Genomic DNA, 25,123 nt, shown 5'->3' on the forward strand with positions numbered 1-25,123 from the left:
CATTTATTAGCAGGGTATCAATAGATGGAATGGAAAATGAGGAGGAGACTTATGAAACAGCTGATGATCGCCATCGCAGTGATTCTTCTTGCCGGGTGCGGGGCAGGGGAAAGCGGGAAAAAGGAAGAAAGCAGCAAAGCCGCGGTTGAGAAAACCGAAAAGAAGGAGGAAGGTTATCAAGAGAAAAAAGTGGAGTATGTCGAGCTTGATTCGATCGACAGGGAGCTGACCGACACAGAGAAGGAACTGTTAAGGAAACCAGGGAAGTTCAGCGGAGACAACTATGATGAAGAAAAAGTACAGGCAGAACTAGATAAGCTTCCCAAAGACTTAACGGCAAAGCAGTATATGGAAGAGATGATCTATTTATTGGGTGAAGATTATCACGAGGGAATGGAAACATTCTTTACGTTTGATTCAACTGTGGATGTGAAAATCGACAGGCCGGATGGCAAAATTGACAACCCTCAATTAAAGAAAACGCATGTTGCGATCTTAATGGATTCAAGCGGAAGCATGAATGGCAAAGTCGGCGGGAAAACAAAAATGGAGGCTGCAAAAGAAGCGGTCACGGACTTTGCCAAACTCGTCCCGGAGCAATCGACTGTGTCCCTTAGTGTCTACGGTCATAAGGGAAGCGGCGAGGACGCAGATAAAAAGCTGTCATGCAGCAGCACGGAAACGGTATACAATGGGTCCTACGATGATGCGAAGTTCAAAGATGCGTTAAATACCTTTAAGCCTGCAGGCTGGACCCCGATCGCCAATGCATTGAATTCGGTAGAAAAAGATATACCTGCCGATGCTCAGGAAGTCGTGGTCTATGTTGTGAGCGACGGAATCGAAACATGTGATGGTGACCCGGTTGCAGCTGCCAAGAAACTGAGTGATTCGAATAACAACGTGAAAACGGTCGTCAACATCATCGGATTCGATGTAGACAATGAGGGGCAGGCTTTATTGAAGGACGTGGCAGATGCCGGTAACGGAGAATTCAAGTACGTCGATTCGGAAAGGGAACTCAAGGATTATATGAGGAAACAGTGCGAGGAACTCCAGAAAGAGTGGTACGAATGGAAGGAAGCCGGTAAGGAACAGGCTTTTGCCCTGAAGGAAGAGAAAAAGAAACTAGCGAATGAAACGAAAGAAGAAATGAAAGAAAAGGTGACAAGGGAAAAAGATAGATTAAAAGCAGCACAGTCATATCTCAATGAAAAATATGATGATTACGATCATCCGATCAATGACACCTTTTCTCTAATCATCGATCGAAACAATGGAATGTGGCAGTACATCGTCGATAAGGGGAATAAACTGTGGAACGAATCAGTGGATAACGGAAATGAAGAATGGAACAATTATGTGGAAGAAGGAAACGACAAGATAAATGAAACGATAGATAAGAAGAACGATTACTGATTGATAATAGAAATACACAAGGTCTGTCCTTTACTGCTTTAACGGAGTGAGGGACGGACCTTGTGTGTTTGATCGTGTGTAACTAAAAAAGATAGCTTGTTTCGAGGGCGATTTGTTATAATATGGTAAGTGACGGAATAAACTGCGAAATTAAAAGATTAACGAGCTGAACTCGAAGAATAGTGGGGGAAACTCAAAGATTTCCATCCAATACTCGAAGATAAACAGCCATTCCCGAAAGATTTCCACACCAAGCCCCCAGCCACATCCCAGATAAGGCACCAAATTTCCTTCCCATACCCGTTCAAAACCTCGACACAAAAAAGGAGTGGTCAATTGATCAAGAAAAAGCCCCGTCCCCCAATAAAAATCTTCAAATTATACGCCTTACTGAGAAGAATCCTACGCAAACACCCTCTAAGACATGAAATCGAAGCAGAATTGAGGAAGCTGGAAGCAGGATACAAAGGGGAGCTGTCCCTCACCTATCATGTCCGCTTTCTACCTGATAAAGAATACGTGATTCTATTCAATCTGCGCCTTTCGTACAAAGATTTCTTCTTTCAAATCGATGCCCTCGTCCTCCATACGAACTTCATCCTCATTGCAGAAGTGAAGAACATAGCAGGTGAGATCTTCATTGATACAAACTTCAATCAAATGATCCGGACCAGGCATGAAACGACCGAGGTGTTCCCCGATCCGATCCTCCAGGCATACAAACAAAAGGAAGGACTAGAGAATTGGCTGATCACAAAGAATCACCCCGACATCCCGATCGAATATCGAGTCGTCCTGACTAACAACCATACCTTCATTAAAAATTCACCCCAAGACAAACTCGTCCTCGACAAGCTGATCCGCAGCGAAAGACTGGTCTATGAAGTGAAAAAACTGACTTTGAAATATCCAAAGCCCGTGATGACCACAAAAGAGTTGAATCGGTTGGCGAAACAGCTAATGAAATCAGACATCCCCCACGAACCCGATCTCCTCTCACAATTTCAACTATCATCCTTCGATATCCTGCCAGGCGTTCATTGCGTAGAGTGCCAATCCCTTTCGATGCAAAGAATTCAAGGAACATGGTGGTGCCCAACTTGCCGCATCAAGAAAAAGGATGCCCACATCGAAGCGCTTCAGGATTATGCACTCCTCGTCGACACCACCATCTCCAATCAAGAAATGAGATGCTTCACCCATCTTCAATCCCTTTCAAGCGCAGCCCGGATGCTGTCACAAATGAATCTACCATCGACCGGGACGACTAGAAATAGACGATATTCCCTCCAACCATTGATTACAGATTTGCAGTGAAGTTCGTAGAGGGTGTTGTTCTGTCAAGCAAATTCAATTTACGAATTATCGCATAATAACAGGCAGCGATTTCTTTTTATAAAAAAATAAAACTGAACTAGTAAACCTACAAACTAACCGCCATTCATTTAAAACACAAAACAAGGTACGTCCCTCACTGCTTTAAAGCAACGAGGGACGTACCTTCATACGTTATTATTCTACTGCATGACGCTGTCTCTTTTTGCCTCTGAATCGGTCGAATACTAGGTAGAGCATCGGTACGATCATCAATGTAAGGATGACAGAGAAGGCGATTCCTGAGATGATGGTCACGGCAAGCGGAGTGAATAAGGTGTCTCCGCTGAATGCGACCGGCAGTAAAGCGACGATGGAGGTCAAAGCAGTAAGGACGATCGGGCGTAGTCTTGCACGTCCGGCTTCAATCACTGCTTCTTTCACATTCATGCCATCACGCAGTCGCTGTTCGGTGAACTCGATGAGAACGATCGAGTTCCGTACGACAATCCCGGTCAGTGACACCATTCCCATAACGGCAAGGAAGCTGATCGGTGTCTGGGTGACGAATAGTCCAAGGATGGCACCTGCAATCGCCAGATAAACGGCAACCAATACAAGGAAAGGCATGGAAAGTGAATTGAATTGCAGGGCAATCAGCAAGTACACAAGGAAAATCACGATCGTGAACAGGATGGTGATTTCTGAGAAGAAGCTGTCTTGAGCTTCATTTTCCCCGCCAATCGTCACGTTGTACTCGGGTCCAAGGTCTTTCTTCGCTTCATCTACGATTTCCTGTACATCCGCTTCATATCCCTCTTCGTTTTCAGGGAAGGCACGGATGGTGATGGCGCGCTCGCCATCGATATGTGGAATCTGCTGGATTTCTTCTTTCTTTTCAACCGTCACCAGTTCATCAAGTCCGATGAGTTTCGGTGGTCCTGTAGGATTCTGACCGGCAGCAGCCGGTAATTCCAATGAAGAAAGGTCGAGTTCACCTTCGCTTCCATCGAGCACAAGATTCATATCCCTCTTCGTGACGCCGTTATCAAAGGCCTTAAGCGGAATGCCTTCTGTCGCCAATCGGATCTGTTCGCTGATCTGGTTGACGGTGATGCCATTTTCCTCGAGGGCATCACGGTCCGGGACATATTCCCTTACAGGGGACAGTTCGCCTATGTTGTCGACAACGAGGTTCGTATCCAGTTTTCCAATATCATCTTTTAGTGAGTCCCGGAGTTCAAGCAGCTTCTCGATTTCGGGACCAGATACGGTCACCGTGACCGGTGCGCCTGCCGGTGGTCCCTGCTGGATGGTTTCCATGAATAGGACTGCGTCAGGGAACTCGCTGCGTAGCTTTTCGGTCCAGTCATCGATCAGTCCCTGGGCCGTCTGGTTTTCGCGGTCAACACGTGCCACGATCTGACCGGTGTTGTCCCCGGAGTTCTCGAGAGAGCTGTTGAACAGGTTCGGAAGTCCCGTTCCGGCAAAAACACTCGTTTCATAGACTCCCTTATCGGACTTTAATCGGTCTTCCATTTCGGCGAGTGTGTCGGATGTCTCTTCAAGAGTCGTTCCAATCGGAAGGGTGACATCGATGGTCACTTCCTCACGATCCGCCGATGGGAAGAATTCAAACGGCGTGAATGCGATCAAACCGAAGATCGCCGTTGTGAAAACCAATCCGAGTGCTGCCGTCAATAATGGTTTTTTTGAAAAGCGCTTCAAAATCTTATCTGCATAAAAATCTGCGAGTTTATCCAATGGTTTCCCGAGGAGTCCCGGTGAATCCGAAATTTTCTTCTTCGTTTTGCTGTAAAGCATGTATCGAAGAACCGGTACAAAAATAAGTGCCGCGACTGTCGATGCCAGGATCGTTGTGATCAAGACGGTCGGCAACGCCCGGATGAAGGCGCCGTTCCCGCCGGATAAAAAGACGAGCGGCAGGAAAGTGAACACGATTGCGAGGGAAGAGGTCAAGATGGAGACCCACATCTCCTTCACACCGTTCACCGCTCCCATCAGGGCACTATCGCCGAGCTTATAGCGGCGCTGGATGTTGTCGTTCATCACGATCGAGTCATCGACGAGGATACCGAGTGCGATGATGGCCCCGATGACGGAAATCTGGTTAAGATCCACACCTGCATAAGGGAGCGGGATCAACCCGGCAAGGACCGAAATCGGAATGGCAAGTGCCACGACCAATACGCCGGAACCGGTCAGGCCGACTGCTGTCGTGACAATGACGGCAAGGACCGAAATGGCAAGGGACGTGAACAGCCCTTTAAAGATATCGTTCACGATGTTTGCCTGTGAGTAATAAGGGACTAATTCAACGTTGTCAGGCAGATTACCCGAGAGCTCTTCCACCTTTTCTTTCACCCGTTCATCGACGGACGGGATATCTTCGCCTTGCTTGACGTAGGCAGTAAATGAAACGGCAGGGTCTCCTTCAAAGGTGACAATGTCCTTTGCGTCCTTAGGCGAGATTGTTACATCGGCGATATCCCCAAGAAGCACAGAATCCCCATCAGGGCTCTTTCCGACAAAGACTTTCTTCATGTCTTCAATGCTTTCGTAATGTTCTACCGTCAGTTGGACGACTTCATCATCGATCGTTTCTTTCCCTAGTGGGGTAGGGTAGAACTCATCGTTGATGGCTTTCATCACGTTCGAACCATTGAGCCCGGATTCCTTCAACTTCTGAAGATCGAGCTCAATGAGTATTTGCTCCTCGGGAAGTCCCTTTACGGTCACACCCGATACACCTGAAAGTTCTTCAACTTCCGTTTTCCAGCGGTTCATCTCTTCTTGGAGATCCTGGAGGCTATCACGGTTTTCGCTGGTGAGCTGATAGGAGACGACCGGCATCTTCACCGTCGACTCGTTTATTTCCGGATCGAAAACTTCGTCAGGAAAAGACGCGGACGCATCATATACGGCTTGGCGCACATCGCTGAACACTTCCCCTTTGTCTTTCCCATCCTCGACCTCTACAATAATAGTAGAAAAGCCGGCAGCGGATGATGAGTTGAGTTCCTTGATTCCATCAATCGACTGTAGTGAATTCTCGATCGGATTCGTGACGGTCCGTTCGACCGTTCCGACGGTTGCACCTGGATACACCGTTGAAACCGTCCCGATATTCACTTCTGTTTCAGGGATTTCCCTCTGAGGCAGTTGGAAAAATGTGAAAATCCCGATAATGGCGAAGAGCAGGACAAAGATGAGGGTGATCTTTGAACGCTCCAAGATGGCTTTGATCATGATTGGTTTCCTCCTTTTTTGTTGGTTGACTCGTTGGTCAAATTTATTTTTTATAGATCTAGTCAATCCTTGGTATAATAACTTTATTGTTGTTTGACTCAATAGTCATTTTTTCACGATTGTATAGAATAGTCAAGGAATAATGTGCTGGTTGGAAACGGGGTGCCGGACTGTTTGCATGCTGTGATAAAATGAGTTTTAATCCGTATGAGTGGAGCTCTTCTTACCATACAGGTGCTCAAGCTGCCTGTAGAATAAGGGCATAACACCCGGTTGATGGAGTTTGTGAAAGAGGTGGAGCAAGTGAATAAACGCAAAGCGATATTGGAAGCTGCGGTCGAACTGTTCGCGGAACAGGGCTACAATCAGACCTCCATGCAGCAAATCGCCGATAGTATAGGAATATCAAAAGGTTCCTTATACTCTTTTTTCCAATCAAAGGAAGATTTAATCATATCGATTTATGAACATTATCAGCAGCTCGTCTTTGAACGGGCATTCGTTGTCGGGCTGGACGGGAAGATGTCACCGGAGGAACGGTTGGCGAAGCAGTTTCAAGTGCAGTTCGAAGGGATCTTGGAGTATAAATCGTATATGAAGATGCATATGAGGGGGGAGTCGGCCAAGAACAGCGAGAAGCTGGCTGCCATGGAGCACCGGATGCGGGGGAGGCTGTTCAGTTGGCTGCAGCATAATCTCCATCGTCTTTACGGGAACAGGATCGATCCATATAAATGGGATCTGATGTGGATGACGCAATCCATCTATTCCTCTTATATGATGCTCCTCATTTCGACGGAGAGTGATCTGAAGCCTGCTGACCTCGGGAAGCATATCGTGAGACAAATCGTCACCCTTGCCAATGATTTTTTCGATGGGAAAAGCACACCGCTCCTCAATGATGACATGATGAAGCCGTTCGCGGTCGATATGGACAGGGAAGGCGCCTTCATTTCGTTTGAGAAAAGGGAAGAGGCCTGGTCGCATCTTTATGGAAAGATCCATGAGTTAAACGATTCAGATCAATATGTAACGATTGCCGACCGGATATCGGAAGAATGCAAAAAGTCAAAGCCGGATGAACTGATCATCAAAGGGATGCTCAGGCTTCTTGCAGATTCAGCTGAGTTGCAACAAGAAGTATCCGAATTGGAAAAACAGCTGCTGCCTTAGTGTATGAAAGGCGGCAGCTGTTTTTTTGAATGTTTTTCCAAATAAATGAAACTATTCTGCCTTCAAATTCGTTAAGATATTGTATCCAAACAATAGGACACCCAGTGTGGTCAATACACCACCCACTGCGATGACAGGAATGATTCCTTCGTTGCCTAAAATGAGGATGAACAAACCGATCATCATGAGCGGAAGTCCAATGTTATGGAGCCAGAAATGTGCTTTTGCAAGCTTTGTCGTCGAAGTGGCCGGGAATGAATGATAAATGAGACCTGCCAGTGTCAGTGCTGTCCATCCCAAAAGGTTGATATGGACATGTACCGGTGTGAAGCTGTAATCGTGCGTCATGGACATAAAGAGTCCGAATAACACACCGATCATGAAGTAGATGACTGAAATCTTGATCAACTTGATACCCATTGATATCCCTCCTTCTCTTCAGAACTATATGAATTTTATGGAAATGGTAGAACATGTATCATGGGTCAAAAGTTGCGTGATCACAATATGTAGCAGGAGGCTGTTGATGATGAAAAAAATCTTTAAGGTTGTGTTCGCTGCTCTTCTAGGTTGGCTGTTCGCAGGTGGGATTGATCTGGATGACATCGCGTTCAGGCGAAACGTCAGGAAACTAAAAGGTGAAAAATGGTTCAAGGAGTTAAGCGGAAATGGCCTTTATTACGAAAGGATCTATCATAATCCTGAGCTACAGGCGTATGTGAATCAAAAGGGGAGAGTGGAGAGAATCCTTGCCGATTCAAGGGAAAGGGAACGCTTCGTAAGCATGATCGTTCAAAACTAAGGGTTTTCCTCCGGGCAACTCTTTTTACTTAAAGTGATTTAGATGGGTACATAGAAAAAGGTTGCCGTAGACCCACACGGATCCCTCTTGGTAAAATGTTCTGGCAGTGTTTGGAGGTTAGAATATTGGACGATAAAAGGTATTCCGATTTGAAGCTGGGCGAACGGGGAGCCATCCTCAGCATCGTTACATACATAGGGTTATCCATTTTAAAATTAGTGATCGGTCACATGAGTGGTTCGGAGGCGTTGAAGGCGGACGGATTGAATAATACAACCGATATATTGGCATCGACCGCCGTCTTGATCGGATTGAGATTATCCCGTAAGCCGGCCGATGACGACCACCTTTATGGCCACTGGAAGTCCGAGATGGTCGCTTCGATGATCGCTTCATTCATCATGGCGGTCGTCGGGATCCAGGTGTTGGCAGGGGCGATTATGTCATTGTTCGAAGGGTATTCCGAACCGCCCGATATGATTTCGGCATGGACTGGACTGTTTTCTGCACTCGTGATGTATCTTGTTTACCGTTACAACAAACAATTGGCTCTGAAGATCAAGAGCCAATCGGTCATGGCCGCTGCCAAGGATAATCTATCCGATTCCTGGGTGAGTATCGGCGCGGTCATCGGCATCATCGGATCGCAATTCAATCTCGCGTGGCTGGATCCCTTCACCGCCATCATTGTCGGGATCCTCATATGCAAGACGGCGTGGGGGATTTTCCGGGAAGCTTCCCATCAGCTCACGGATGGCTTTGATCAAGAGCTGATTAAGGAATACAGGGAAACAATCGATGGGATAGCTGGTGTGAAGGGGATCAAGGATATCAAGGCGAGAAGGTATGGAAATAACATCGTCGTGGACATTGTCATCACCGTGAATCCCGCTCTCAACATCAATGACGCCCACGATATCTCCACCAAAGTGGAAAAAAAGCTCGAACAGGATTACGAAATCTATGACGTCCACGTCCACGTGGAACCAAACTGACTTCACCACATTAACGCAACGAGGGACGTACCTTCCAACAGGAAGGTACGTCCCTTTTCACGTTTAATAGACTTTATCTCCATTGAAGATGGAATTTTTTACGACCACGTAGTCGACGTGGCGGATTGCATCAAGATTCGTTCCGCCTGCATAGGAGATGGAGGACTGAAGATCCTGCTCCATTTCCACCAATGTATCTTCTAGTGATCCTTTATGTTCCACGAACATTTTCTTACCTTCGACGTTTTTCTTTTCGCCTTTTTGGAATTCGGATGCAGATCCGAAGTATTCCTTATAAAGCTTTCCGTCCTTCTCGATCGTTTCACCAGGAGATTCTTCGTGTCCCGCAAACAGTGATCCGATCATAACCATGGATGCACCGAAACGGATCGATTTTGCGACGTCACCGTGGGTACGGATCCCGCCATCCGCGATGATCGGCTTGGAAGCCGCTTTCGCACACCAGCGCAGAGCCGCCAGCTGCCAGCCGCCAGTTCCGAATCCGGTCTTAATCTTCGTGATGCAGACTTTCCCTGGCCCGATGCCGACCTTAGTCGCATCCGCACCGGCATGCTCAAGCTCTCTGACCGCCTCGGGCGTCCCGACGTTACCGGCAATCACAAAGCTTTCAGGAAGGTGCTTCTTGATATGCTGAATCATATTGATCACGGCATTGGAATGACCGTGTGCAATGTCAATCGTAATATATTCAGGAGTCAGGCCTTGTTCCGCCAGCTCTTCCACAAATGTGTATTCTTCTTCCTTTACACCAACGCTGATGGAAGCGTAAAGGCCACGCTCATTCATTTCACGAATGAAATTTATTCTTTTTTCAGGTTCGAAACGGTGCATGATATAGAAATAATTTTGTTCTGCCAGGTAAACGGCGATTTTTTCATCGATGATTGTTTGCATATTTGCAGGCACGACCGGCAGCTTGAACTTACGGCCACCAAGTTCCACGCTCGTATCGCATTCTGATCGGCTATTTACAACGCATTTCGCAGGAATTAATTGAATATCTTCGTAATCAAATACATTCTCCATTAATAACACCCCTAAAAACGAATATTTATTCTAAGTAAACTGTTGAATGTTCGTCCCTTACGTACTATACAACATTTTTTGCCAGACTGTCAAAGATTTTTTGCTGAAAAGATGAATACTTCATGATGTATGGCATGACAAAAAAACAGGACCCTTTCACAGGTCCTGTTCATCATTTCTCCAGATTCTCGTTCATCTTGATCAGTACATGACGGTACGTATCCAATTCCTCTTCTGAAATCCCGCTGAGAATCCTGTTTTCCCATATCTCTTCAATGAATGGGGACAATTCTTCCTTCAGAGCGGTTCCTTTCTCTGTAATGAAGAGGAGAAAGGAGCGGCGGTCTTCTGCATTTTTTTGTTTACTGATGAGTTCTTTCCTCTCAAGAATATCCAGGATCCTCGTTACAGTCGGCTGATCTTTTTCGGACTTAACAGCCAATTCCTTCTGATTGATTCCGTCATTTTCAGACAGCCTCTTCAGCACTGTCCACTGTTCAGGCGTAATATCGAACCCCTTCAGGTTGATCGACAGAAACCGGATGATATTCTTCACCGTATTGCTTGTAAATAGACCGATCGATTCGTCACGTGTCTCGCGCATGCTGCATCACCTACTAGTCATTATTCTATCTCTATCATACAACAAAAGAAGGAATGATTGAGAACGATTTCAATTTCAGTTAGTTGTTACAACAAGTAATTTGCCGTATAATTAGTGTAACAATTATTTTTAAAAGGGGAATTGTAAGTGAAGCATACTTCCGGGAATATATGGACAAAGCCGTTCATGATGGCATTATCCATTAACTTCTTTGTCTTTCTTGTATTTTATTCGCTATTGACCGTGTTGCCCGTATATGTGATGGATGAGTTCGGAGGGAGCGGGGCGGAGGCTGGTATGGTGACGACCATCTTCCTGATTTCAGCCATCATCATCCGTCCTTTCTCAGGGAAAATCATTGAAGCATGGGGAAAAAAGAAGTCACTCGTAGTCTCCGTCTTTCTATTCGGCGTGTCCGCCTTCCTTTATTATTTCATCCGGGATTTCAGTTGGCTTCTGGGGTTAAGGTTCTTTCACGGAATCTGGTTCAGCATCGCCTCCACCGTCCTCGTATCGATCGCAGCCGATCTGATCCCGCAAAAAAGGAAGGGGGAGGGGCTCGGTTACTTTGCAATGTCCATGAACCTCGCCGTCGTGGCCGGACCGTTCCTGGCGCTTGCCCTGATCAGATTCATCCCGTATGATATCTTGTTCCTTGGACTCGCCGTGACCATCGTGGTCGCGTTCGTCTTTTCACTCTGGATTAAACCGGTTGAAGGAGAATCTATTGTGAACACGTCGAAACGATTTTCCTGGAATGATCTGATCGAAGTCAGGGCGGTACCGATTGCCGTTGTTGGCTTCCTCACAGCGTTTGCCTATTCAGGCATCATGTCGTTCATCTCCATTTATGCAAAAGAGATCGGACTCTTTGAATCGGTCAGTTATTTCTTCGTCGTCTTCGCAGCGGCAATGCTGCTTTCGAGACCGTATACAGGAAGATTATTTGATCGCAGGGGTCCGGATTCTGTCATCTATCCGTCCCTTGCCATTTTCCTGATCGGCCTGATCATCCTGAGTATCACACAGTCATCAGCCGTTCTCCTGTTGGCTGGTGGCCTGATCGGACTAGGATACGGAGCACTGCTTCCGTGCTTCCAGACAATGGCCATCGGGTCGGCCCCGAGGGAAAGGACCGGTCATTCCACCGCGACCTTCTTCATTTTCTATGACCTCGGCATCGCCATCGGCTCGGTCGTCCTCGGCATGATCGCAGCGGGAATCGGTTTTACTGGTTTGTATCTTTTCTCGGGTGGGATGGTACTGATCACGATTTTCGTTTATCGATATGTGACCCGACAGAAGAGGGGGCAACATGTCGAAGTGTTGGAAGGATAAAGAGGACCGCCGTGTGTCGGCGGTCCTCTTCTTATGTGAGAATTACCTTCAAGCAGGACAATTTCTTCCGGTTCCGGAAAATGGAATAATGAGCCTCGGCTACTTTTTCCTCAACATAATCAAGTGAAAAGGTACCCGATGGATCGGCCAGGCTACCGATGGCCCTCGATAAATGATCCACCACATGCTTGAGCTCCACCCTCGCATCAAGCTGCTTAACAGCATTCATTTCATCCATGATTTCAAAGGCAAGATTTTGCACATGATACAAACGTCTCCGATCCACTCACAATCCTAACTTTTTTCATTCTATGGCTGGAGAAGAGGGGGTATGAATGAGGACACCTCTAACGTATGAACGGAAGGAAAGTAGTGAATTCTAATAACTAAATGAGGAGGTGAAGAAACATGGCACAAGATGTACTATGTGAAGTAAGTAACTGCAGATACAACAAAGAAGGCAAGAAATGCTCAGCCGACCAAATCTTCGTTGTGAGCCACAAGGGGAATAAAGCTCATAACAGCGAAGAAACGGACTGTAAGACATTTGAACCTGGTATGTAAGTAGATCCGTCATTCAGCAGTGAAGCGGATTCGCGATTCGTACAGGCAGCCATTGCCGTGGCTGCCTGTTTTTAGTTAGTATTGATAATTGTTCTCATTCTTATGCGTGGGGATGGGGATTTGGTTTTGGCTAGTTGAGGAGTGGGCTGGTTAATGTAGCAATCATTCGACATTCGACAATTCGAGCATACGACTAATCATTTCGAGCATAAATCTTTGAAATTCGAGCATAGACTTTATGATTTCGAGCATAAATTTAATTTTTCGAGCAAATCTACCTTTGATAGTACCTTTTAAGTAGATAAATGACGTATTTAAAAGGGTTTTGGCACCCTGAAAGAGAATAAGTACGGAATAAATTGAATTGGAGTGAAGACATGAAGGTAAAAGAATGCACAGTCCCCAGAATTATTCTCAAATTGGATGCATTACAAGGAAGGCTTGATCCGCTACATGTTAAAATCCCGCTCATAAAAGATGAATGGAAAAAGCGATTGGCTGGGCATAAAGGGGAGGTGTCCTTGGAATATGTGTTGGGGTTCCTAGACCCGGATGAATATGTACAATTGCATGGCGTAAGATTAAAGGTGGATGGCATTTACTTTCAGATTGACACACTCATTCTTTCACGGAAAACGATTCTAGTCATGGAGGTAAAGAATTTCGCGGGTACAATCTATTTTGACAGGGTATTCAATCAACTGATTCAAACAAAAGATGGACAAGAACTTTCCTTTCCAGATCCTCTGATTCAAGTAAGCCAGCAAGTGAATCAATTAACAAAATGGCTCAGACAACATCATTTCCCTGCTATTCCTATCCACGGCTTTGTGGTCATAAGTAATGATAAAACTCTTATAAAAACCTCCTCGGATTACAAATTCCTTTCTTCTAAAGTCTTTCACAAACAATTACTCCCAACAAAAGTTTCTCAGTTATCAAACCTAATCAAAGCAGAAGTGTACACGGATAAAGAAGTAAAAAGACTAATCATAATGATCAAGAAAAAACATGAAGAGGCAAATCCTCCTGTTTTAGAGAAATTTAAAATTTCAACGAAAGAGATATTGCCGGGAGTAATTTGTACAACCTGCAAGTTTAGACCCCTGATCCGGATGCACGGTACCTGGTATTGCCCAAAATGTAAAAGCAGTGATAAAGAAGGGCACCTCAGAGCTTTACTGGATTACGAGTTACTGATTGGTCCAACGCTTACAAACCTTGAATTTAGAAGGTTTCTGAATCTCAGGTCACGTCATGTTTCGTTGAGACTCCTGAAATCCCTCAACCTCCCAACCACCGGTACCCAAAAAGGAACAACCTACAACCTCACTCCTCTAACCAAACTTTCTAACAAATAAAAAAACCCGCCATAAAACCCTGACAGGTCCATCACTTCATCTCCATCCATTCCTGGGACCATCTTTCAATCGTCTTCATGAGCGGTTCCATGGCGTATCCTTTTTCGGTAAGGGAATATTCGATGCGGACCGGGGTTTCCGGATATACGTTGCGTTCGACGATTCCTTCCTCTTCCAGCTCTTTCAGACGCTGTGATAGAAGCCGTCCACTGATGCCGGTTGCGTCTTTAATTGTGCAGTTCCGCTGGGGACCGGTCAGTAGTTGATAGATGATGAGTGCGTTCCATCGCTGACTGATGATGCTGATGGCTTTTTCAAATCTGGGACATATCGTGGAATGGTTCAACGGTCGATCCCTCCTTTTGAGAGGATTATATCACATCGCGTAATAAACGATAAATGAATTACTTGACGATAATAAGTTATTAAAATAAAATAGGTTACATAAAGTAACCACCAATAAAAAGGAGAGCAGGCCAATGAACTTTCACCAACCGCCACATGCCCACGTCGATCATGTCACGATCAAAGTGGGCAATCTTGAGAGGTCACTTGATTTTTATCAAAGGGTCATCGGGTTTACCGTATTGGAACGTTCAGAAAGGAAGGCACGATTGACTGCGGACGGTCATAGGACGCTTGTTACGATCGAGCAACCGGAGGATGTCAGTTCAAAACAGCCCCGGACGACTGGCCTTTATCACTTTGCCCTCTTATTACCGGAAAGGGCGGACTTGGGAAGGATCCTGAATCATTTCGTCCGCTTGAATATTCCTTTGGGTTCATCGGATCATCTGGTGAGTGAGGCACTTTATCTCAATGATCCCGATGCAAATGGAATCGAAATCTATTGGGATAAGCCGGCTTCCACCTGGACGTGGCAGGACGGACAGGTGAAGATGGCTGTTGACCCGATCGATGCGAAAGCGATTTTAGCGGAAGGACAAGGTGAATCCTGGAATGGACTGCCGCCACAAACCAAAATGGGTCACATTCATCTGCATGCTGCAGAACTGGCTGAAACAGCGGATTTTTATACAGTGGGACTTGGGTTTGAAGTGGTTTCGAGATTTGGGAATCAGGCGTTATTCATCTCGACAGGCGGCTATCACCACCATATCGGCTTGAATACGTGGAATGGCGTGGGCGCACCAACACCTCCCGTGGACAGTGTCGGGCTCCGGGCGTTTGATATCCATTTTCCTAGTGTGGAAGAAAGATCGGAAGCGATTAGCCGGTTAGCGAGTCTTGGTGTTGAGGTTCATCGTGAACTGGACGGGAACATGACGACAGTAGATCCTTCAGGAAATACAATCATACTGAAAGCTTAGCCTACCGCCTCATTTGATCAAATGAGGCGGTTTTTCCTTAACCTTTAGCTCGGATCGACCTCATCATAAACAAGCCCGGTCACCATCGTGGCTTCTCCCTCTTTGACGTCCTCTTCCGTTGCAACTTCTCCAAGAGACTGCTCTTCATCATACGTCGAGGCTACCTTGCTTTCTTCCAGATCATACTTTCTCTTTTTCAAGATGATCCCTCCTGTCATTGATTTCTCCTTTAGTGTGAAAGGAAAAATGAAAAGTATACCGTGTAAGCATCATTTTTTTAGAGAGAAGGAAAAAGTGGGATAATGGAGAGAAGGAGATTGGAGGGGACAGGATGAAACTGAGTGTACTTGATCAATCAGTCATCACGAAAGGACAGGATGCGAAAGCGGCATTCGATGAAACAGTGAGACTCGCGCAAATAACGGAAGAGCTTGGCTACAGCCGGTTTTGGGTGGCAGAACATCATAATACGAACGGGATGGCAGGTTCAGCGCCGCAAGTGCTGATTTCACATCTTGCATCCATGACGAAAAGGATCCGGATCGGTTCGGGTGGGGTGCTTCTCCCACAATACAGTCCGTACAAGATTGCCGAGGATTTCAACGTACTGCAAACATTATTCCCGGGAAGGATCGATCTTGGGATCGGCCGGTCACCGGGGGGATCTTATGCAACGCGTTTGGCGTTGACCGATGGGTTGAAGAAAAGTATGAATGAATTTCCTCGCCAGGTGGAGAGACTGCAGGGCTTCCTGTCAGGAAATACAGATGTGACGGCTTATCCGAAAGTCGGTACGCCTCCGGAGACTTGGATCCTCGGGATCACACATCGCGGAGCCAAGGTCGCTGCCGAGAACGGCACGGCTTTTACATACGGGCACTTCATTAATCCGGTCAATGGGAAGAGGGCACTTGATGAATACCATCTTGGATTCATCCCATCAGCCACCCTAAAGGAGCCTGTCAGCAATGTGTGCGTCTTTGTCGTTTGTGCACCGACACAGGAGGAAGCGGAGAGGATTGCAAAAAGTCAGGACATCTGGTTGCTCGAAGTGGAACGGGGGATCGACACGCGGATCCCGACAAAGGAAGAAGCGGAAAGCCGCAAACTTTCGGCAAGGGAAATGGAAAAAGTAAGGGAGAATCGCAAACGGGCGATTATCGGAACGCCTGAAAAAGTGAAGGAAGAGCTTGGATTGCTCAGTGAAATCTATGGTACGGATGAATTCAGGGTGATTACGAATATTGCTGACTTTGAAGAGAAGGTCAGGTCTTATGAATTGCTGGCGGAAGCTGTGTTCGGGGGATAGATGGATCTCGTCAGGGAGATTGCCGCCAGTACAGCACCGGTGGCCTGGATCCAGCTTCCCGCGAGGTTCAGGCTATCATTGTCTTCCCCGTTCAACTCAAGGATGGCCGCAATCGCCTGCAAGGAGTTTCCGATCACTTGCAGCAGCTGCCCATTAATGTCCAATAATTGATTCAACGTCCTTTCCCCGTCAAGCGCTTCGGAAAGGGCAGCACTTCCCCCGAGTGCCTGAAGAAGATTGCCTTTGAAGACCGCAATCAGTTCGTTCGTTTTATTCATATCAAACAACAAGCCTGCCACAATCGTCAGATTCCCAGAGGATTGGATGATGAGCCCGGTTTTCTCTAAATTCCATTCAGTGACCGAGTCTGCCTCCAGTGCATTGCCCGATGCCTGTAATTCGTTGCCGATGATGTCGAGGTCCACTCTGATTCCATCCTGCACCGCTTCCGTTGGAGTGTTGGAGATGGCGGATACCACCGTCCCGGTCGCCGTGATCCAGGAACCAAGGAGTGCCTTCAATTCGTTTCCCATAGTTATCGCCTGCTTTTAAGTGCTACAATACATTAGTTTATACAGATGGCCACGAAATGGTTAACCCGAGAAAGCGGGATGGGACTAGTTGCAATTCAGATGTGCAGCATAAAAAAAAGACTGGAAACCCAGCCCTCCTTCATCAACCTTTCGTATAATTCAAATCCCAAATCACACCGAAAGGGTCCTCGACCTTTGCATAAACAGCTCCCCAAAATGTATCCTGAAGCTCCATGTGAACGGACCCTTCTTTTGAAAGACGCTCATAATGATTGTTAATTTCTTCTTCACTTTCAAATTCCAGGACCAGTGCGATATGATTGCCGACAGTGACCGTTTGATCTCCGAATGAATCGGATACCATCAGGAACAGGTCCCCTTTTTTAAAGCGTGCATGCATGATCCGTTCATCATATTCGGGTGGCGTCGGAAAGTCTGCTTCACCGAAGGTTTGAACGTCCATCACTTCCCCTTGGAATATCTCCTTGTAATAGGCTAATGCTTCCCCCGCTTTTCCATCAAAAAACAAATATGGCGTCGCTTGTTTCATTTGAGCATCCACTCCAGTCATTTACTATGTTTCACGCTTTCATTATAACCAAAAAGAAAACAGGATAGGCAATTGAATGCCCATCCTGTTTGGGTTAAAGAGTTGTCGTTTCAAGCTGCACTTCAATATTGCCATCGGTCGCTTTCGAATAAGGGCATACAGTATGTGCTTTCTCGACGAGCTGCTTCGCCTCATCCAGTTCGACACCGCCGACGGCTACAGATAGCACGACCGCGAGTTTGAATCCGCCGTCGGTATCTTTACCGATGGAGACCTCCGCCGTGACCTCGGATTCGATTTTTTTCTTCGCCTGGCCAGCCACGAGGTTCAAGGCACTATCGAAGCACGCAGAGTAACCGGCTGCAAATAATTGTTCAGGGTTCGTTGCACCCTCTGCACCGTTTCCTCCGAGTGATTTCGGCATTGCAAGGTTCAGGTCCAATACACCGTCACTGCTCGTCACTTTTCCTGCGCGACCGCCTTTTGCCGTCGCTTTTGCTGTATATAATGCGTCCATTTCATCCACTCCTCTTCAAACAATAATTGAAACACTTTTACTTTTTACATATTGAGGGGAAATTAAACATCCCGATGTGCCGTGTTTTCATTCGATGACTTCCCGCTGCTTACGATAAGCGAGGACCGTCGTTTTCAACGAGGAATAATTCCCGATGGCGGCGTACCCGTAGAAGAATCCCATGAAGGTCCCCACAACGAAATGACCTTTATGACTGATGAAGATGGAAATGAGCAGTCCGAGTATGACGGCGATATTCGGCACAAGGAAGGAAGGGGGCTTAAAGGCGAGCTTGATCACTTGTGTCAGCAAAATGATGATGGGAATCGCGATGATGGCATCCCAGATATTCGTATGGATCGTTGGTAAATTCATGATGCGCCTCCGATGAGTGTGTTATGTATAATGTTTCCCAATCTCATCTCAATAAACAAAAAAGGATGACCCCTTTAGGATCATCCTTTTTTGATCATCGGAACAATGCGTTCCAGTGCTCGGCTTTTTCCAGTGCGGCAAGGTCGCTTCGAACCTCGCCCGGCTTCACACCGGCTCCGATCATATAATCAGCGAATTCCATATTGACGAATTCGAAGATGTAATTGAACTGCTGTACAAGGGGAAGGCCTTTGATGTTGGCACTCGAGCCGCCGCTGATGACCACGTATGCCTTCTTCTTGGTGAGTTCTTCCTTCAAGTTGAATCGTTCATCGCGAAGATACTGACTCCAGCGATCGAAGAAATTCTTCATCGGGCCGCTCATGCCGTACCAGTAAAGAGGGGTGGCAAATAGCAGGACATCATGTTCTTCGATCAGCTCTACAAGCTCTTCGTAATCATCATCGACACGTGAAAATCCTCCCTCGTCATGACGAAGGTCGACGATCGGTTCGATGTGCTTGTCGGCAAGATGGACTAGCGTGTGATCCGTGCCTTCCAGGATTTTTTTTGCAAGGTATTCAGAGTTGCCGTTTTTTCTCGTGCTGCCTAATAAAGCTAATACTTTCATTCGTAACACTCCTTTATGACTTTAAATCAGCATGTTTGTTTACGTGAATGTCTGCTTTTTCCCTGTTAGACTTCCACAAATAGACGATGATGATGACCATGACCGGGTACAATGCCACCCATCCGAGAAACGGGAAGAACCCAAGTGTCAGGATGAGGGAGGCAATGGACGAAACCTTTCCGACCTGATGGTGCTTCAATAACTTCACTCCGGCCGCGGCACCCCCGATATAGGTTGCAAAATAGGTGGCATTCGGAAATGGAAGCAATGTTTCTAATGATATTACTTGAAAATAGACACCTGTCAATAGGATTGCGAAAATTAGCGCGATGAACCTGAGACCCCCGACTGGCGTACGGTAGGAAGCATGCAACGTACCGAACCATTTCGGTGCTGCCTTTTGCTGGGATAGCGTGTACGCAATCCTTGAGCCGGCACTGACATAGGCGTTGGAGCTTGCGATGGAGATGAACAGCGCCGTGATGCTGACCAAGATGCCACCGGTTTTACCGAACGAAAGCTGGACCATGCCGCTCAATGCCGTTTCAGCCATGCCGTTTTGGTAGCTTCCCGTACCGACGACCATGATACCGAGAAGGATATAGATGAAGGAGACGATGCCTGCACTCCATAAAACGCCTTTAAGCGCATCCTTGCCAGGATCATTGAATTCACCAGACATATGGGTGACACTTTCCCATCCGATGAAACACCAGAAAAGGATCCCGATCGTCGGTACCACCGACCACATCCCGTTAGGAGAGAAAGGGGTGAAATTCACAGCCTCCACATGTGGGATGCTTGAAAAAATCGAGAATAAAAGCACGAATAAGATCAATGAGATCACAAGCGTCTGGATGATGCCCATCGTTTTGACCCCGAAGAAGTTGATCAACAGGACAACGGCCAAAATGACGGCGGCACCGAGTACTACCTGTTGGTGATTCCATTGAAATAATTGTCCGACATAAGAACTCCCCGTCAGCGCGATGATGGGTACACCTGTCGGGACGGATAGCAGGAACATCCATCCGATCACGGTCCCGAACTTCTTCCCGAATGCAAGCGAGACGAAGTGGGAAACGCCCCCTGAACTTGGGTGGAACGCGGATAATAGTCCCATCGTCAGGGCAAGGGGAACGGCTGCTACTGATATGACAATCCATGCAGCAATCGATAACGGTCCACTCATACTTGCCGCTACTCCTGGTAAAAATAAAACCCCCGACCCAAGGACGGCCCCTATATATAAAGCAATGATCTGCGGTAAACTCAATGATTTCTGAAGTTCGCTCATGATAACCTCCTGTAGTAATGTTCATGGGAGAGTATATCATTGATAGTATCATCGTAGTTATCTATAATTATCGATATAAACTATTGTAAAAACTGATGGGTGATAGAAGATGGATTTGAATTATTTTTATACATTTAAAGAAGTGGCTAAATGGGGAAGTTATACAAAGACCGGGGAAGAGCTCGGGTATGCCCAGTCCAGCGTGACGACCCAGATCAAGAAACTGGAGGATCACTTCCGTGTGAGATTGTTCGAACGCGTTGGGCGGAAAATGCGCCTCACGCAATCGGGAGAAGAGCTTTATTACTATGTGGACCGCATCCTGGCACTCATGGATGAGGCGGAGGAGCGGATCTCGAATGAGCATAATCTACGAGGGACATTGCGCATCGGCACCGTGGAATCACTGGCTGCCTATTTCATCACTCCGTACATAAAGGAACTGAAGATACGGCATCCGGAGCTCAAGATCCTGCTGGAATCGGGGCTTTGCCCGAATCTGAAAGAGGGGACGCTGGACGGGACATTCGATCTTTCCATCCTGCTCGACCGGTATGTTGATCATCCCGAATTGACGGCCATCCCGATCCGGGAAGAAACCCTGGTGATGATCGCATCAAGGAATCACCGGCTCCAACACCTCAAGGAGATGGACTTGAAGGAGCTCGAGGAGGAGACATTGATCCTGACTGAAGAAGGATGTCCGTATCGGGTATTACTGGAGCAGCTCCTGCTCGAAGGCAATGTCCAGGCGAGGTCGGTCATTTCCTTCAGTAGCCTGGAAGCCATCAAGCAGTGTGTCGCAGATGATTTGGGGATCGCCATCTTACCGGAGATCGCCGTGAAAAAGGAAATTGAAAGCGGCAAGGTGATCCAGATCCCGTTCGACCATGAAGGGATCAGCATCTACACTCAGATTGTGTATCAAAAGAAAAAATGGCTGACGCCTCCATTGAATCAACTGATCTCGTCCTTGACGGAGAACAACTAATATCAAATATTTTGATGGACAGTATGAAAAAGTATCAATATCTGCGAGTGTAGAAGCTATGTTACACTAGTTCCCGAAACCAATCCAAAGAGGTGTTTAATTTGAATACATTTTTACAATATAATCCTACAAAGCTTTACTTCGGAAAAGGGGAAGTGAAGCAGTTATCAGCCATCCTGGATAAAGGACTGAAGGTGCTCCTCGTTTACGGCGGAGGCAGTATCAAGAAGAATGGCGTCTATGATGATGTCATGGGAGAGCTTGAAAAATTGGGAGCGACTGTTTTCGAATTGACTGGGGTCGAACCGAACCCTCGTTTATCAACGGTCCGCAAAGGTGTGGACATTTGTAAAAAGGAAGGGATCGACTTCATTTTAGCGGTTGGCGGAGGAAGTGTGATCGACTGCACAAAAGCGATCTCGGCAGGTGCTGAATACGAAGGTGACGTATGGGAGCTGATTACAATGAAAGCCCCGATTGAAGCAGCCCGCCCGTTCGGGACCGTGCTGACATTGGCAGCTACAGGTTCTGAGATGAACAATGTATCGGTCATCACCAACTGGGAAACGAATGATAAGTTAGGGTGGAGCTCACCGCATGTGTTCCCGACATTCTCGATCTTGGATCCTTCATACACATTCTCCGTTCCACGCGATCAGACGGTGTACGGCATTGTCGACAGCATGTCCCATGCATTAGAGCATTATTTCCACCGCACGGAAAATACGCCGATGATCGATGGCTTCATCGAATCATTGTTGCGTACGGCGATCGCCACAGGTCCGAAGCTTCTCGAAGACCTGCAATCGTTCAAGCATAGGGAAACGATGATGTATATCAGTACGACTGCGTTCAACGGCTCGCTTGCGAACGGAACGGACGGAGGGGACTGGGCGACCCACCGCATCGAGCATGCGATTTCTGCAGTATATGACATCCCGCATGGCGGCGGACTTGCCATCCTGTTCCCGAATTGGCTCGAGCACGTCCTCGAAGAAGATCCGTCACGCGTCAAGCAGCTCGCCGTCAACGTATTCGGCATCTCCCCTGAAGGGAAAGAGGATATCGAGGTAGCGAGGGAAGGAGCGAAAGCCCTTCGCGACTTCTGGAATTCCCTCGGGGCACCGAGCACATTGGCCGACTATGAGATTGACGACCGTGACTTTGATGCGATCGTCGAAAAGACATTCATCAAACCTGGCGTCGGTACGTATAAGGAAATGGATTACGATAGCGTGCGCGATATCCTGAAGCGCTCATTATAAGACATGAAAAAAGGACAGATCCCAGTGCGGATCTGTCCTTTTTCATTTAACGCTGGCGGAAGCCTTCTTCCCTTAGATAAAGTGCGGCCTCATCATATCCGCCGAAGCTGTCCTCCAGATTATCCCCGGCATAGATGTTCCAGCGGTCATCCTCTTCCACGAGCAGAAGCGTATGCCCTTCTGCATCCTTCCATGTCTGCTCGACACCAGGTTCCACTTCTTCTTCCTCTGACAGGTAAGAAATGGACGCCGAGATGATGGCACGAAGTTCTTCTTCATTGAAATCCATGATATTGACGAGCCCTTTTTGATTGGAATCATACTGGGGAAGATTCCCTGTATAGACGAATCCGTTCCCGTTTGGGTGCAGATGATGGACCACAACGGTCTTTTCATAAAGGCTGTCCTCAAAGTGGAAATTCACCCGATTGAGCGACACCTCTTTCTTTGTGAGCTCATCGAATGTTTCAATGATGGCGAGTTTTTCTTCAAATGTAAGCAAGTAAATACCTCATTTCTACTTTTACGATTTACCCATTATAGCACAGTCCCCTATTTTTCAAGAAGGGTTCGGGGTATAATGATGTGAAGAGGTGAGCATATTGAAAGATTTCACATCCTTAGGGATTCAAACAATGTATACAGATGCACTGAAAGAACAATCGATTACAGAACCGACACCGATCCAGGTAGAAACGATACCTGTTTTACTAAATGGCGAAGATGTTATTGGACAAGCACAGACCGGTACGGGAAAAACAATGGCCTTCCTGCTGCCGATGCTTGCGAAAATTGATAAAGAGAAAGAAAGCATCCAATCCTTGATCGTCACTCCGACAAGAGAACTGGCGATCCAAGTGACCGCGGAACTCAATCAGCTTCTGTCTGCTTCAAAAGAAGACATCAATGTACTGGCCGTTTATGGCGGGCAGGATGTCGAAAAGCAGATCAGCCGTCTGAAGAACCGCAGCATCCACATCGTCATCGGCACGCCGGGACGGATCCTTGATCACGTCCGCCGCGGCACAGTCGACTTTTCAGAAGTATCCTTCCTCGTCTTGGATGAGGCGGACCAAATGCTACACATCGGATTCTTCGATGAAGTGGAGGCCATCATCCGCGAGACGCCTTACACAAGGCAGACCGCATTGTTCTCGGCAACGATGTCAAAGGACATCCGCAAAATCGGGAAACGTTACATGAACAACCCGCACAACGTGCAAATCCGTGAAAAAGAGAAAATCGTCGAGGAAATCCATCAGGAAGTCGTCGAAACGACCGACCGCCGTAAGTTGGACGCCCTAAGCCAGACGATCCATGATGTCCAGCCGTTCCTCGGCATCATTTTCTGCCGTACGAAAAGGCGGGTCAGCAAACTGTTGATGGACTTGAAAGCCAGAGGCTTCCTTGTCGATGAGCTTCACGGCGACCTGTCGCAGGCAAAAAGGGAAGCCGTCATGAAAAAGTTCCGCGAAGCGAAGATCCACTTGTTGATCGCAACCGATGTGGCAGCCCGTGGCTTGGACGTGGAAGGCGTCACCCACGTCTTCAACTACGACATCCCGCAGGACGTGGAGAGCTATATCCACCGCATCGGACGCACGGGTCGTGCCGGAAAAGACGGATTGGCGATTACGTTCGTGGCATTGAAGGATAAACAAGCGCTTGAAATGATTGAAAAAGGAATCGAGCGTTCGCTTCCTAGGCGCGAGGTGGATGTGGCGGCGGCTGCCGAAGCGAGCCCATCCCCGTCCCGAGGTAAAGGAACCAACGAAAGTGCCAAAGATCGAAGGGAACGGAAAATACAGGAGAGCCGGGAACGCAGCGGGAGAGGCGGACGAGGATCGGGTGGACGTGGATCAGCCGGACGTGGATCGTCGGGACGTGACGGTGGCCGTGCATCAGCCGGAAGGGGCAGCGGCCGCGGGTCGAGCGGACGATCGGCTGGTAGGCCTGATGGTAGAAGTGGAACAAGCGGACGATCGGCTGGTAGGCCTGATGGTAGAAGTGGAACAAGCGGGCGATCTGCTGGTAGTTCTGACGGCAGACACGGATCAAGCAACCGTTCAGCTGAAAGGTCTGACGGCAGGAATCCATCTGGAAGAGGATCGTCATCTGCAGGCAGAGGCGGCGGCCGCGGGACAGGCGACAGATCCAGTGGACGCAGCGGCGGCTCAAGCCAGCGTTCAGGTGGAAGAAGAGGCCGGTCTTGATGTAGTGGCTAAGATTGAAAAAGCATGGTGGCACAGTAGTGTGCCACCATGCTTTTTTGTTGTGAGTGGTCGTTTTGTGGTTAATTTTGGTAAGTGACGGAATTATTCGCAGAATCGAAAGAATAGTGGGCTGAATTCGAAGATTCAAGGTGAAAATTAAAAGATTATCATTTGAAATTCGAAGATTATGCTCCGATTCCGAAAGATTCCCCATTTAAATTCCA

At 47.3% G+C, this 25,123-nt stretch carries 27 protein-coding genes; 13 read left to right on the top strand and 14 right to left on the bottom strand.

Translation table 11 applies throughout. The annotated features are described in order from the left end of the window. Positions 1-51: 51 nt before the first annotated feature. Positions 52-1,419 (top strand): VWA domain-containing protein, encoded by a 1,368-nt coding sequence (locus tag LCM10_RS10700; protein ID WP_224876251.1) that lies wholly within the window; start codon positions 52-54, stop codon positions 1,417-1,419. Positions 1,420-1,755: 336 nt separating this feature from the next. Next, a complete protein-coding gene (locus tag LCM10_RS10705; RefSeq protein WP_224876252.1) occupies positions 1,756-2,736 on the top strand; it encodes a nuclease-related domain-containing protein in 981 nt (326 codons plus the stop codon). A gap of 195 nt (positions 2,737-2,931) precedes the next feature. Here the strand turns inward: LCM10_RS10705 and LCM10_RS10710 are convergent, their stop codons facing one another. After that, the gene (locus tag LCM10_RS10710; RefSeq protein ID WP_224876253.1) at positions 2,932-6,003 is read right to left on the bottom strand and encodes an efflux RND transporter permease subunit; all 3,072 of its coding nucleotides are present in this window, start codon (positions 6,001-6,003) and stop codon (positions 2,932-2,934) included. A gap of 303 nt (positions 6,004-6,306) precedes the next feature. Here LCM10_RS10710 and LCM10_RS10715 point away from each other — a divergent pair, with 303 nt between their 5' ends. Continuing rightward, positions 6,307-7,176: a TetR/AcrR family transcriptional regulator gene (locus tag LCM10_RS10715; protein ID WP_224876254.1), complete on the top strand. Its 870-nt coding sequence runs from the start codon at positions 6,307-6,309 to the stop codon at positions 7,174-7,176. 51 nt (positions 7,177-7,227) lie between these two features. Here the strand turns inward: LCM10_RS10715 and LCM10_RS10720 are convergent, their stop codons facing one another. Beyond that, positions 7,228-7,596, bottom strand: coding sequence for a cbb3-type cytochrome c oxidase subunit I (locus LCM10_RS10720; protein ID WP_224876255.1), 369 nt, complete (start codon positions 7,594-7,596; stop codon positions 7,228-7,230). A 106-nt stretch (positions 7,597-7,702) separates the two neighbouring features. Between LCM10_RS10720 and LCM10_RS10725 the strand changes: the two genes are divergently transcribed. Beyond that, on the top strand, positions 7,703-7,978 hold the full coding sequence (locus LCM10_RS10725) for a hypothetical protein (RefSeq protein WP_224876256.1): 276 nt from the start codon (positions 7,703-7,705) through the stop codon (positions 7,976-7,978). A gap of 95 nt (positions 7,979-8,073) precedes the next feature. Further along, the gene (locus LCM10_RS10730) at positions 8,074-8,973 is read left to right on the top strand and encodes a cation diffusion facilitator family transporter (protein WP_224876257.1); all 900 of its coding nucleotides are present in this window, start codon (positions 8,074-8,076) and stop codon (positions 8,971-8,973) included. A 63-nt stretch (positions 8,974-9,036) separates the two neighbouring features. On the opposite strand, the gene guaC is transcribed toward LCM10_RS10730, so the two are convergent. Next, positions 9,037-10,020 (bottom strand): GMP reductase, encoded by a 984-nt coding sequence (gene guaC / locus LCM10_RS10735; protein ID WP_224876258.1) that lies wholly within the window; start codon positions 10,018-10,020, stop codon positions 9,037-9,039. 172 nt (positions 10,021-10,192) lie between these two features. Further along, positions 10,193-10,624, bottom strand: coding sequence for a MarR family winged helix-turn-helix transcriptional regulator (locus LCM10_RS10740; RefSeq protein WP_224876259.1), 432 nt, complete (start codon positions 10,622-10,624; stop codon positions 10,193-10,195). A gap of 186 nt (positions 10,625-10,810) precedes the next feature. On the opposite strand from LCM10_RS10740, the gene LCM10_RS10745 reads away from it, so the two are divergent. Continuing rightward, entirely contained in the window at positions 10,811-11,962 is a 1,152-nt protein-coding gene (locus LCM10_RS10745) for an MFS transporter (RefSeq protein ID WP_412103393.1), read from the top strand. A 31-nt stretch (positions 11,963-11,993) separates the two neighbouring features. Here the strand turns inward: LCM10_RS10745 and LCM10_RS10750 are convergent, their stop codons facing one another. Beyond that, positions 11,994-12,200, bottom strand: coding sequence for a hypothetical protein (locus LCM10_RS10750; protein WP_224876401.1), 207 nt, complete (start codon positions 12,198-12,200; stop codon positions 11,994-11,996). A gap of 170 nt (positions 12,201-12,370) precedes the next feature. On the opposite strand from LCM10_RS10750, the gene LCM10_RS10755 reads away from it, so the two are divergent. Beyond that, positions 12,371-12,526: a DUF1540 domain-containing protein gene (locus LCM10_RS10755; protein WP_224876261.1), complete on the top strand. Its 156-nt coding sequence runs from the start codon at positions 12,371-12,373 to the stop codon at positions 12,524-12,526. Positions 12,527-12,903: 377 nt separating this feature from the next. Further along, positions 12,904-13,887 (top strand): nuclease-related domain-containing protein, encoded by a 984-nt coding sequence (locus LCM10_RS10760; RefSeq protein WP_224876262.1) that lies wholly within the window; start codon positions 12,904-12,906, stop codon positions 13,885-13,887. Between the two features lie 31 nt (positions 13,888-13,918). Here the strand turns inward: LCM10_RS10760 and LCM10_RS10765 are convergent, their stop codons facing one another. Beyond that, positions 13,919-14,233 carry a winged helix-turn-helix transcriptional regulator gene (locus LCM10_RS10765; RefSeq protein WP_224876263.1) on the bottom strand — a complete coding sequence of 105 codons (315 nt, stop codon included), beginning with the start codon at positions 14,231-14,233 and terminating at the stop codon, positions 13,919-13,921. Between the two features lie 133 nt (positions 14,234-14,366). On the opposite strand from LCM10_RS10765, the gene LCM10_RS10770 reads away from it, so the two are divergent. Continuing rightward, entirely contained in the window at positions 14,367-15,218 is an 852-nt protein-coding gene (locus LCM10_RS10770; protein ID WP_224876264.1) for a VOC family protein, read from the top strand. Positions 15,219-15,262: 44 nt separating this feature from the next. Here LCM10_RS10770 and LCM10_RS10775 read toward each other — a convergent pair whose 3' ends face one another. Then, positions 15,263-15,418, bottom strand: coding sequence for a hypothetical protein (locus LCM10_RS10775; protein ID WP_224876265.1), 156 nt, complete (start codon positions 15,416-15,418; stop codon positions 15,263-15,265). A gap of 131 nt (positions 15,419-15,549) precedes the next feature. On the opposite strand from LCM10_RS10775, the gene LCM10_RS10780 reads away from it, so the two are divergent. After that, positions 15,550-16,527 carry an LLM class flavin-dependent oxidoreductase gene (locus tag LCM10_RS10780; protein WP_224876266.1) on the top strand — a complete coding sequence of 326 codons (978 nt, stop codon included), beginning with the start codon at positions 15,550-15,552 and terminating at the stop codon, positions 16,525-16,527. Here LCM10_RS10780 and LCM10_RS10785 read toward each other — a convergent pair. From LCM10_RS10785 to LCM10_RS10810, 6 genes are all read right to left on the bottom strand, one after another. Further along, positions 16,491-17,060, bottom strand: a complete 570-nt coding sequence (locus tag LCM10_RS10785; RefSeq protein ID WP_224876267.1) for a DUF6944 family repetitive protein — start codon at positions 17,058-17,060, stop codon at positions 16,491-16,493. The two genes, LCM10_RS10780 and LCM10_RS10785, sit on opposite strands and share 37 nt — an antisense overlap. A gap of 142 nt (positions 17,061-17,202) precedes the next feature. After that, on the bottom strand, positions 17,203-17,610 hold the full coding sequence (locus tag LCM10_RS10790; protein ID WP_224876268.1) for a VOC family protein: 408 nt from the start codon (positions 17,608-17,610) through the stop codon (positions 17,203-17,205). A 94-nt stretch (positions 17,611-17,704) separates the two neighbouring features. Beyond that, positions 17,705-18,127, bottom strand: a complete 423-nt coding sequence (locus LCM10_RS10795) for an organic hydroperoxide resistance protein (RefSeq protein ID WP_224876269.1) — start codon at positions 18,125-18,127, stop codon at positions 17,705-17,707. A gap of 87 nt (positions 18,128-18,214) precedes the next feature. After that, entirely contained in the window at positions 18,215-18,502 is a 288-nt protein-coding gene (locus LCM10_RS10800; protein ID WP_224876270.1) for a hypothetical protein, read from the bottom strand. 94 nt (positions 18,503-18,596) lie between these two features. After that, positions 18,597-19,133, bottom strand: coding sequence for a flavodoxin family protein (locus LCM10_RS10805; RefSeq protein ID WP_224876271.1), 537 nt, complete (start codon positions 19,131-19,133; stop codon positions 18,597-18,599). Positions 19,134-19,146: 13 nt separating this feature from the next. Continuing rightward, positions 19,147-20,430 carry an APC family permease gene (locus LCM10_RS10810; protein WP_224876272.1) on the bottom strand — a complete coding sequence of 428 codons (1,284 nt, stop codon included), beginning with the start codon at positions 20,428-20,430 and terminating at the stop codon, positions 19,147-19,149. A gap of 109 nt (positions 20,431-20,539) precedes the next feature. Between LCM10_RS10810 and LCM10_RS10815 the strand changes: the two genes are divergently transcribed. Continuing rightward, positions 20,540-21,421, top strand: coding sequence for a LysR family transcriptional regulator (locus LCM10_RS10815; RefSeq protein WP_224876273.1), 882 nt, complete (start codon positions 20,540-20,542; stop codon positions 21,419-21,421). A gap of 101 nt (positions 21,422-21,522) precedes the next feature. After that, positions 21,523-22,686, top strand: a complete 1,164-nt coding sequence (locus LCM10_RS10820; protein WP_224876274.1) for an iron-containing alcohol dehydrogenase — start codon at positions 21,523-21,525, stop codon at positions 22,684-22,686. Between the two features lie 46 nt (positions 22,687-22,732). Here the strand turns inward: LCM10_RS10820 and LCM10_RS10825 are convergent, their stop codons facing one another. Next, positions 22,733-23,188 carry a hypothetical protein gene (locus tag LCM10_RS10825; RefSeq protein ID WP_224876275.1) on the bottom strand — a complete coding sequence of 152 codons (456 nt, stop codon included), beginning with the start codon at positions 23,186-23,188 and terminating at the stop codon, positions 22,733-22,735. 91 nt (positions 23,189-23,279) lie between these two features. Here LCM10_RS10825 and LCM10_RS10830 point away from each other — a divergent pair, with 91 nt between their 5' ends. Continuing rightward, complete coding sequence (locus tag LCM10_RS10830; protein ID WP_412103388.1) at positions 23,280-24,899, top strand: DEAD/DEAH box helicase; 1,620 nt, start codon at positions 23,280-23,282, stop codon at positions 24,897-24,899. The last annotated feature ends 224 nt before the right edge of the window (positions 24,900-25,123 follow it).

Origin of the sequence: Rossellomorea aquimaris (genome assembly GCF_020171925.1) — a bacterium.
Taxonomy (GTDB): Bacteria; Bacillota; Bacilli; order Bacillales; family Bacillaceae_B; genus Rossellomorea; species Rossellomorea aquimaris_F.

Excerpts from the sequence above, each read along its gene's own strand:
- LCM10_RS10755 (WP_224876261.1), top strand. The coding sequence starts at position 12,371 with ATGGCACAAGATGTACTATGTGAAGTAAGTAACTGCAGATACAACAAA.
- LCM10_RS10815 (WP_224876273.1), top strand. The coding sequence starts at position 20,540 with ATGGATTTGAATTATTTTTATACATTTAAAGAAGTGGCTAAATGGGGA.
- LCM10_RS10750 (WP_224876401.1), bottom strand. The coding sequence starts at position 12,200 with ATGGATGAAATGAATGCTGTTAAGCAGCTTGATGCGAGGGTGGAGCTC.
- LCM10_RS10700 (WP_224876251.1), top strand. The coding sequence starts at position 52 with ATGAAACAGCTGATGATCGCCATCGCAGTGATTCTTCTTGCCGGGTGC.
- LCM10_RS10805 (WP_224876271.1), bottom strand. The coding sequence starts at position 19,133 with ATGAAAGTATTAGCTTTATTAGGCAGCACGAGAAAAAACGGCAACTCT.
- LCM10_RS10760 (WP_224876262.1), top strand. The coding sequence starts at position 12,904 with ATGAAGGTAAAAGAATGCACAGTCCCCAGAATTATTCTCAAATTGGAT.
- LCM10_RS10800 (WP_224876270.1), bottom strand. The coding sequence starts at position 18,502 with ATGAATTTACCAACGATCCATACGAATATCTGGGATGCCATCATCGCG.
- LCM10_RS10770 (WP_224876264.1), top strand. The coding sequence starts at position 14,367 with ATGAACTTTCACCAACCGCCACATGCCCACGTCGATCATGTCACGATC.
- LCM10_RS10780 (WP_224876266.1), top strand. The coding sequence starts at position 15,550 with ATGAAACTGAGTGTACTTGATCAATCAGTCATCACGAAAGGACAGGAT.
- LCM10_RS10720 (WP_224876255.1), bottom strand. The coding sequence starts at position 7,596 with ATGGGTATCAAGTTGATCAAGATTTCAGTCATCTACTTCATGATCGGT.
- LCM10_RS10730 (WP_224876257.1), top strand. The coding sequence starts at position 8,074 with ATGTTCTGGCAGTGTTTGGAGGTTAGAATATTGGACGATAAAAGGTAT.
- LCM10_RS10725 (WP_224876256.1), top strand. The coding sequence starts at position 7,703 with ATGATGAAAAAAATCTTTAAGGTTGTGTTCGCTGCTCTTCTAGGTTGG.
- LCM10_RS10795 (WP_224876269.1), bottom strand. The coding sequence starts at position 18,127 with ATGGACGCATTATATACAGCAAAAGCGACGGCAAAAGGCGGTCGCGCA.
- LCM10_RS10745 (WP_412103393.1), top strand. The coding sequence starts at position 10,811 with ATGATGGCATTATCCATTAACTTCTTTGTCTTTCTTGTATTTTATTCG.
- LCM10_RS10740 (WP_224876259.1), bottom strand. The coding sequence starts at position 10,624 with ATGCGCGAGACACGTGACGAATCGATCGGTCTATTTACAAGCAATACG.
- LCM10_RS10710 (WP_224876253.1), bottom strand. The coding sequence starts at position 6,003 with ATGATCAAAGCCATCTTGGAGCGTTCAAAGATCACCCTCATCTTTGTC.
- LCM10_RS10810 (WP_224876272.1), bottom strand. The coding sequence starts at position 20,430 with ATGAGCGAACTTCAGAAATCATTGAGTTTACCGCAGATCATTGCTTTA.
- LCM10_RS10785 (WP_224876267.1), bottom strand. The coding sequence starts at position 17,060 with ATGGGAAACGAATTGAAGGCACTCCTTGGTTCCTGGATCACGGCGACC.
- guaC (WP_224876258.1), bottom strand. The coding sequence starts at position 10,020 with ATGGAGAATGTATTTGATTACGAAGATATTCAATTAATTCCTGCGAAA.
- LCM10_RS10790 (WP_224876268.1), bottom strand. The coding sequence starts at position 17,610 with ATGAAACAAGCGACGCCATATTTGTTTTTTGATGGAAAAGCGGGGGAA.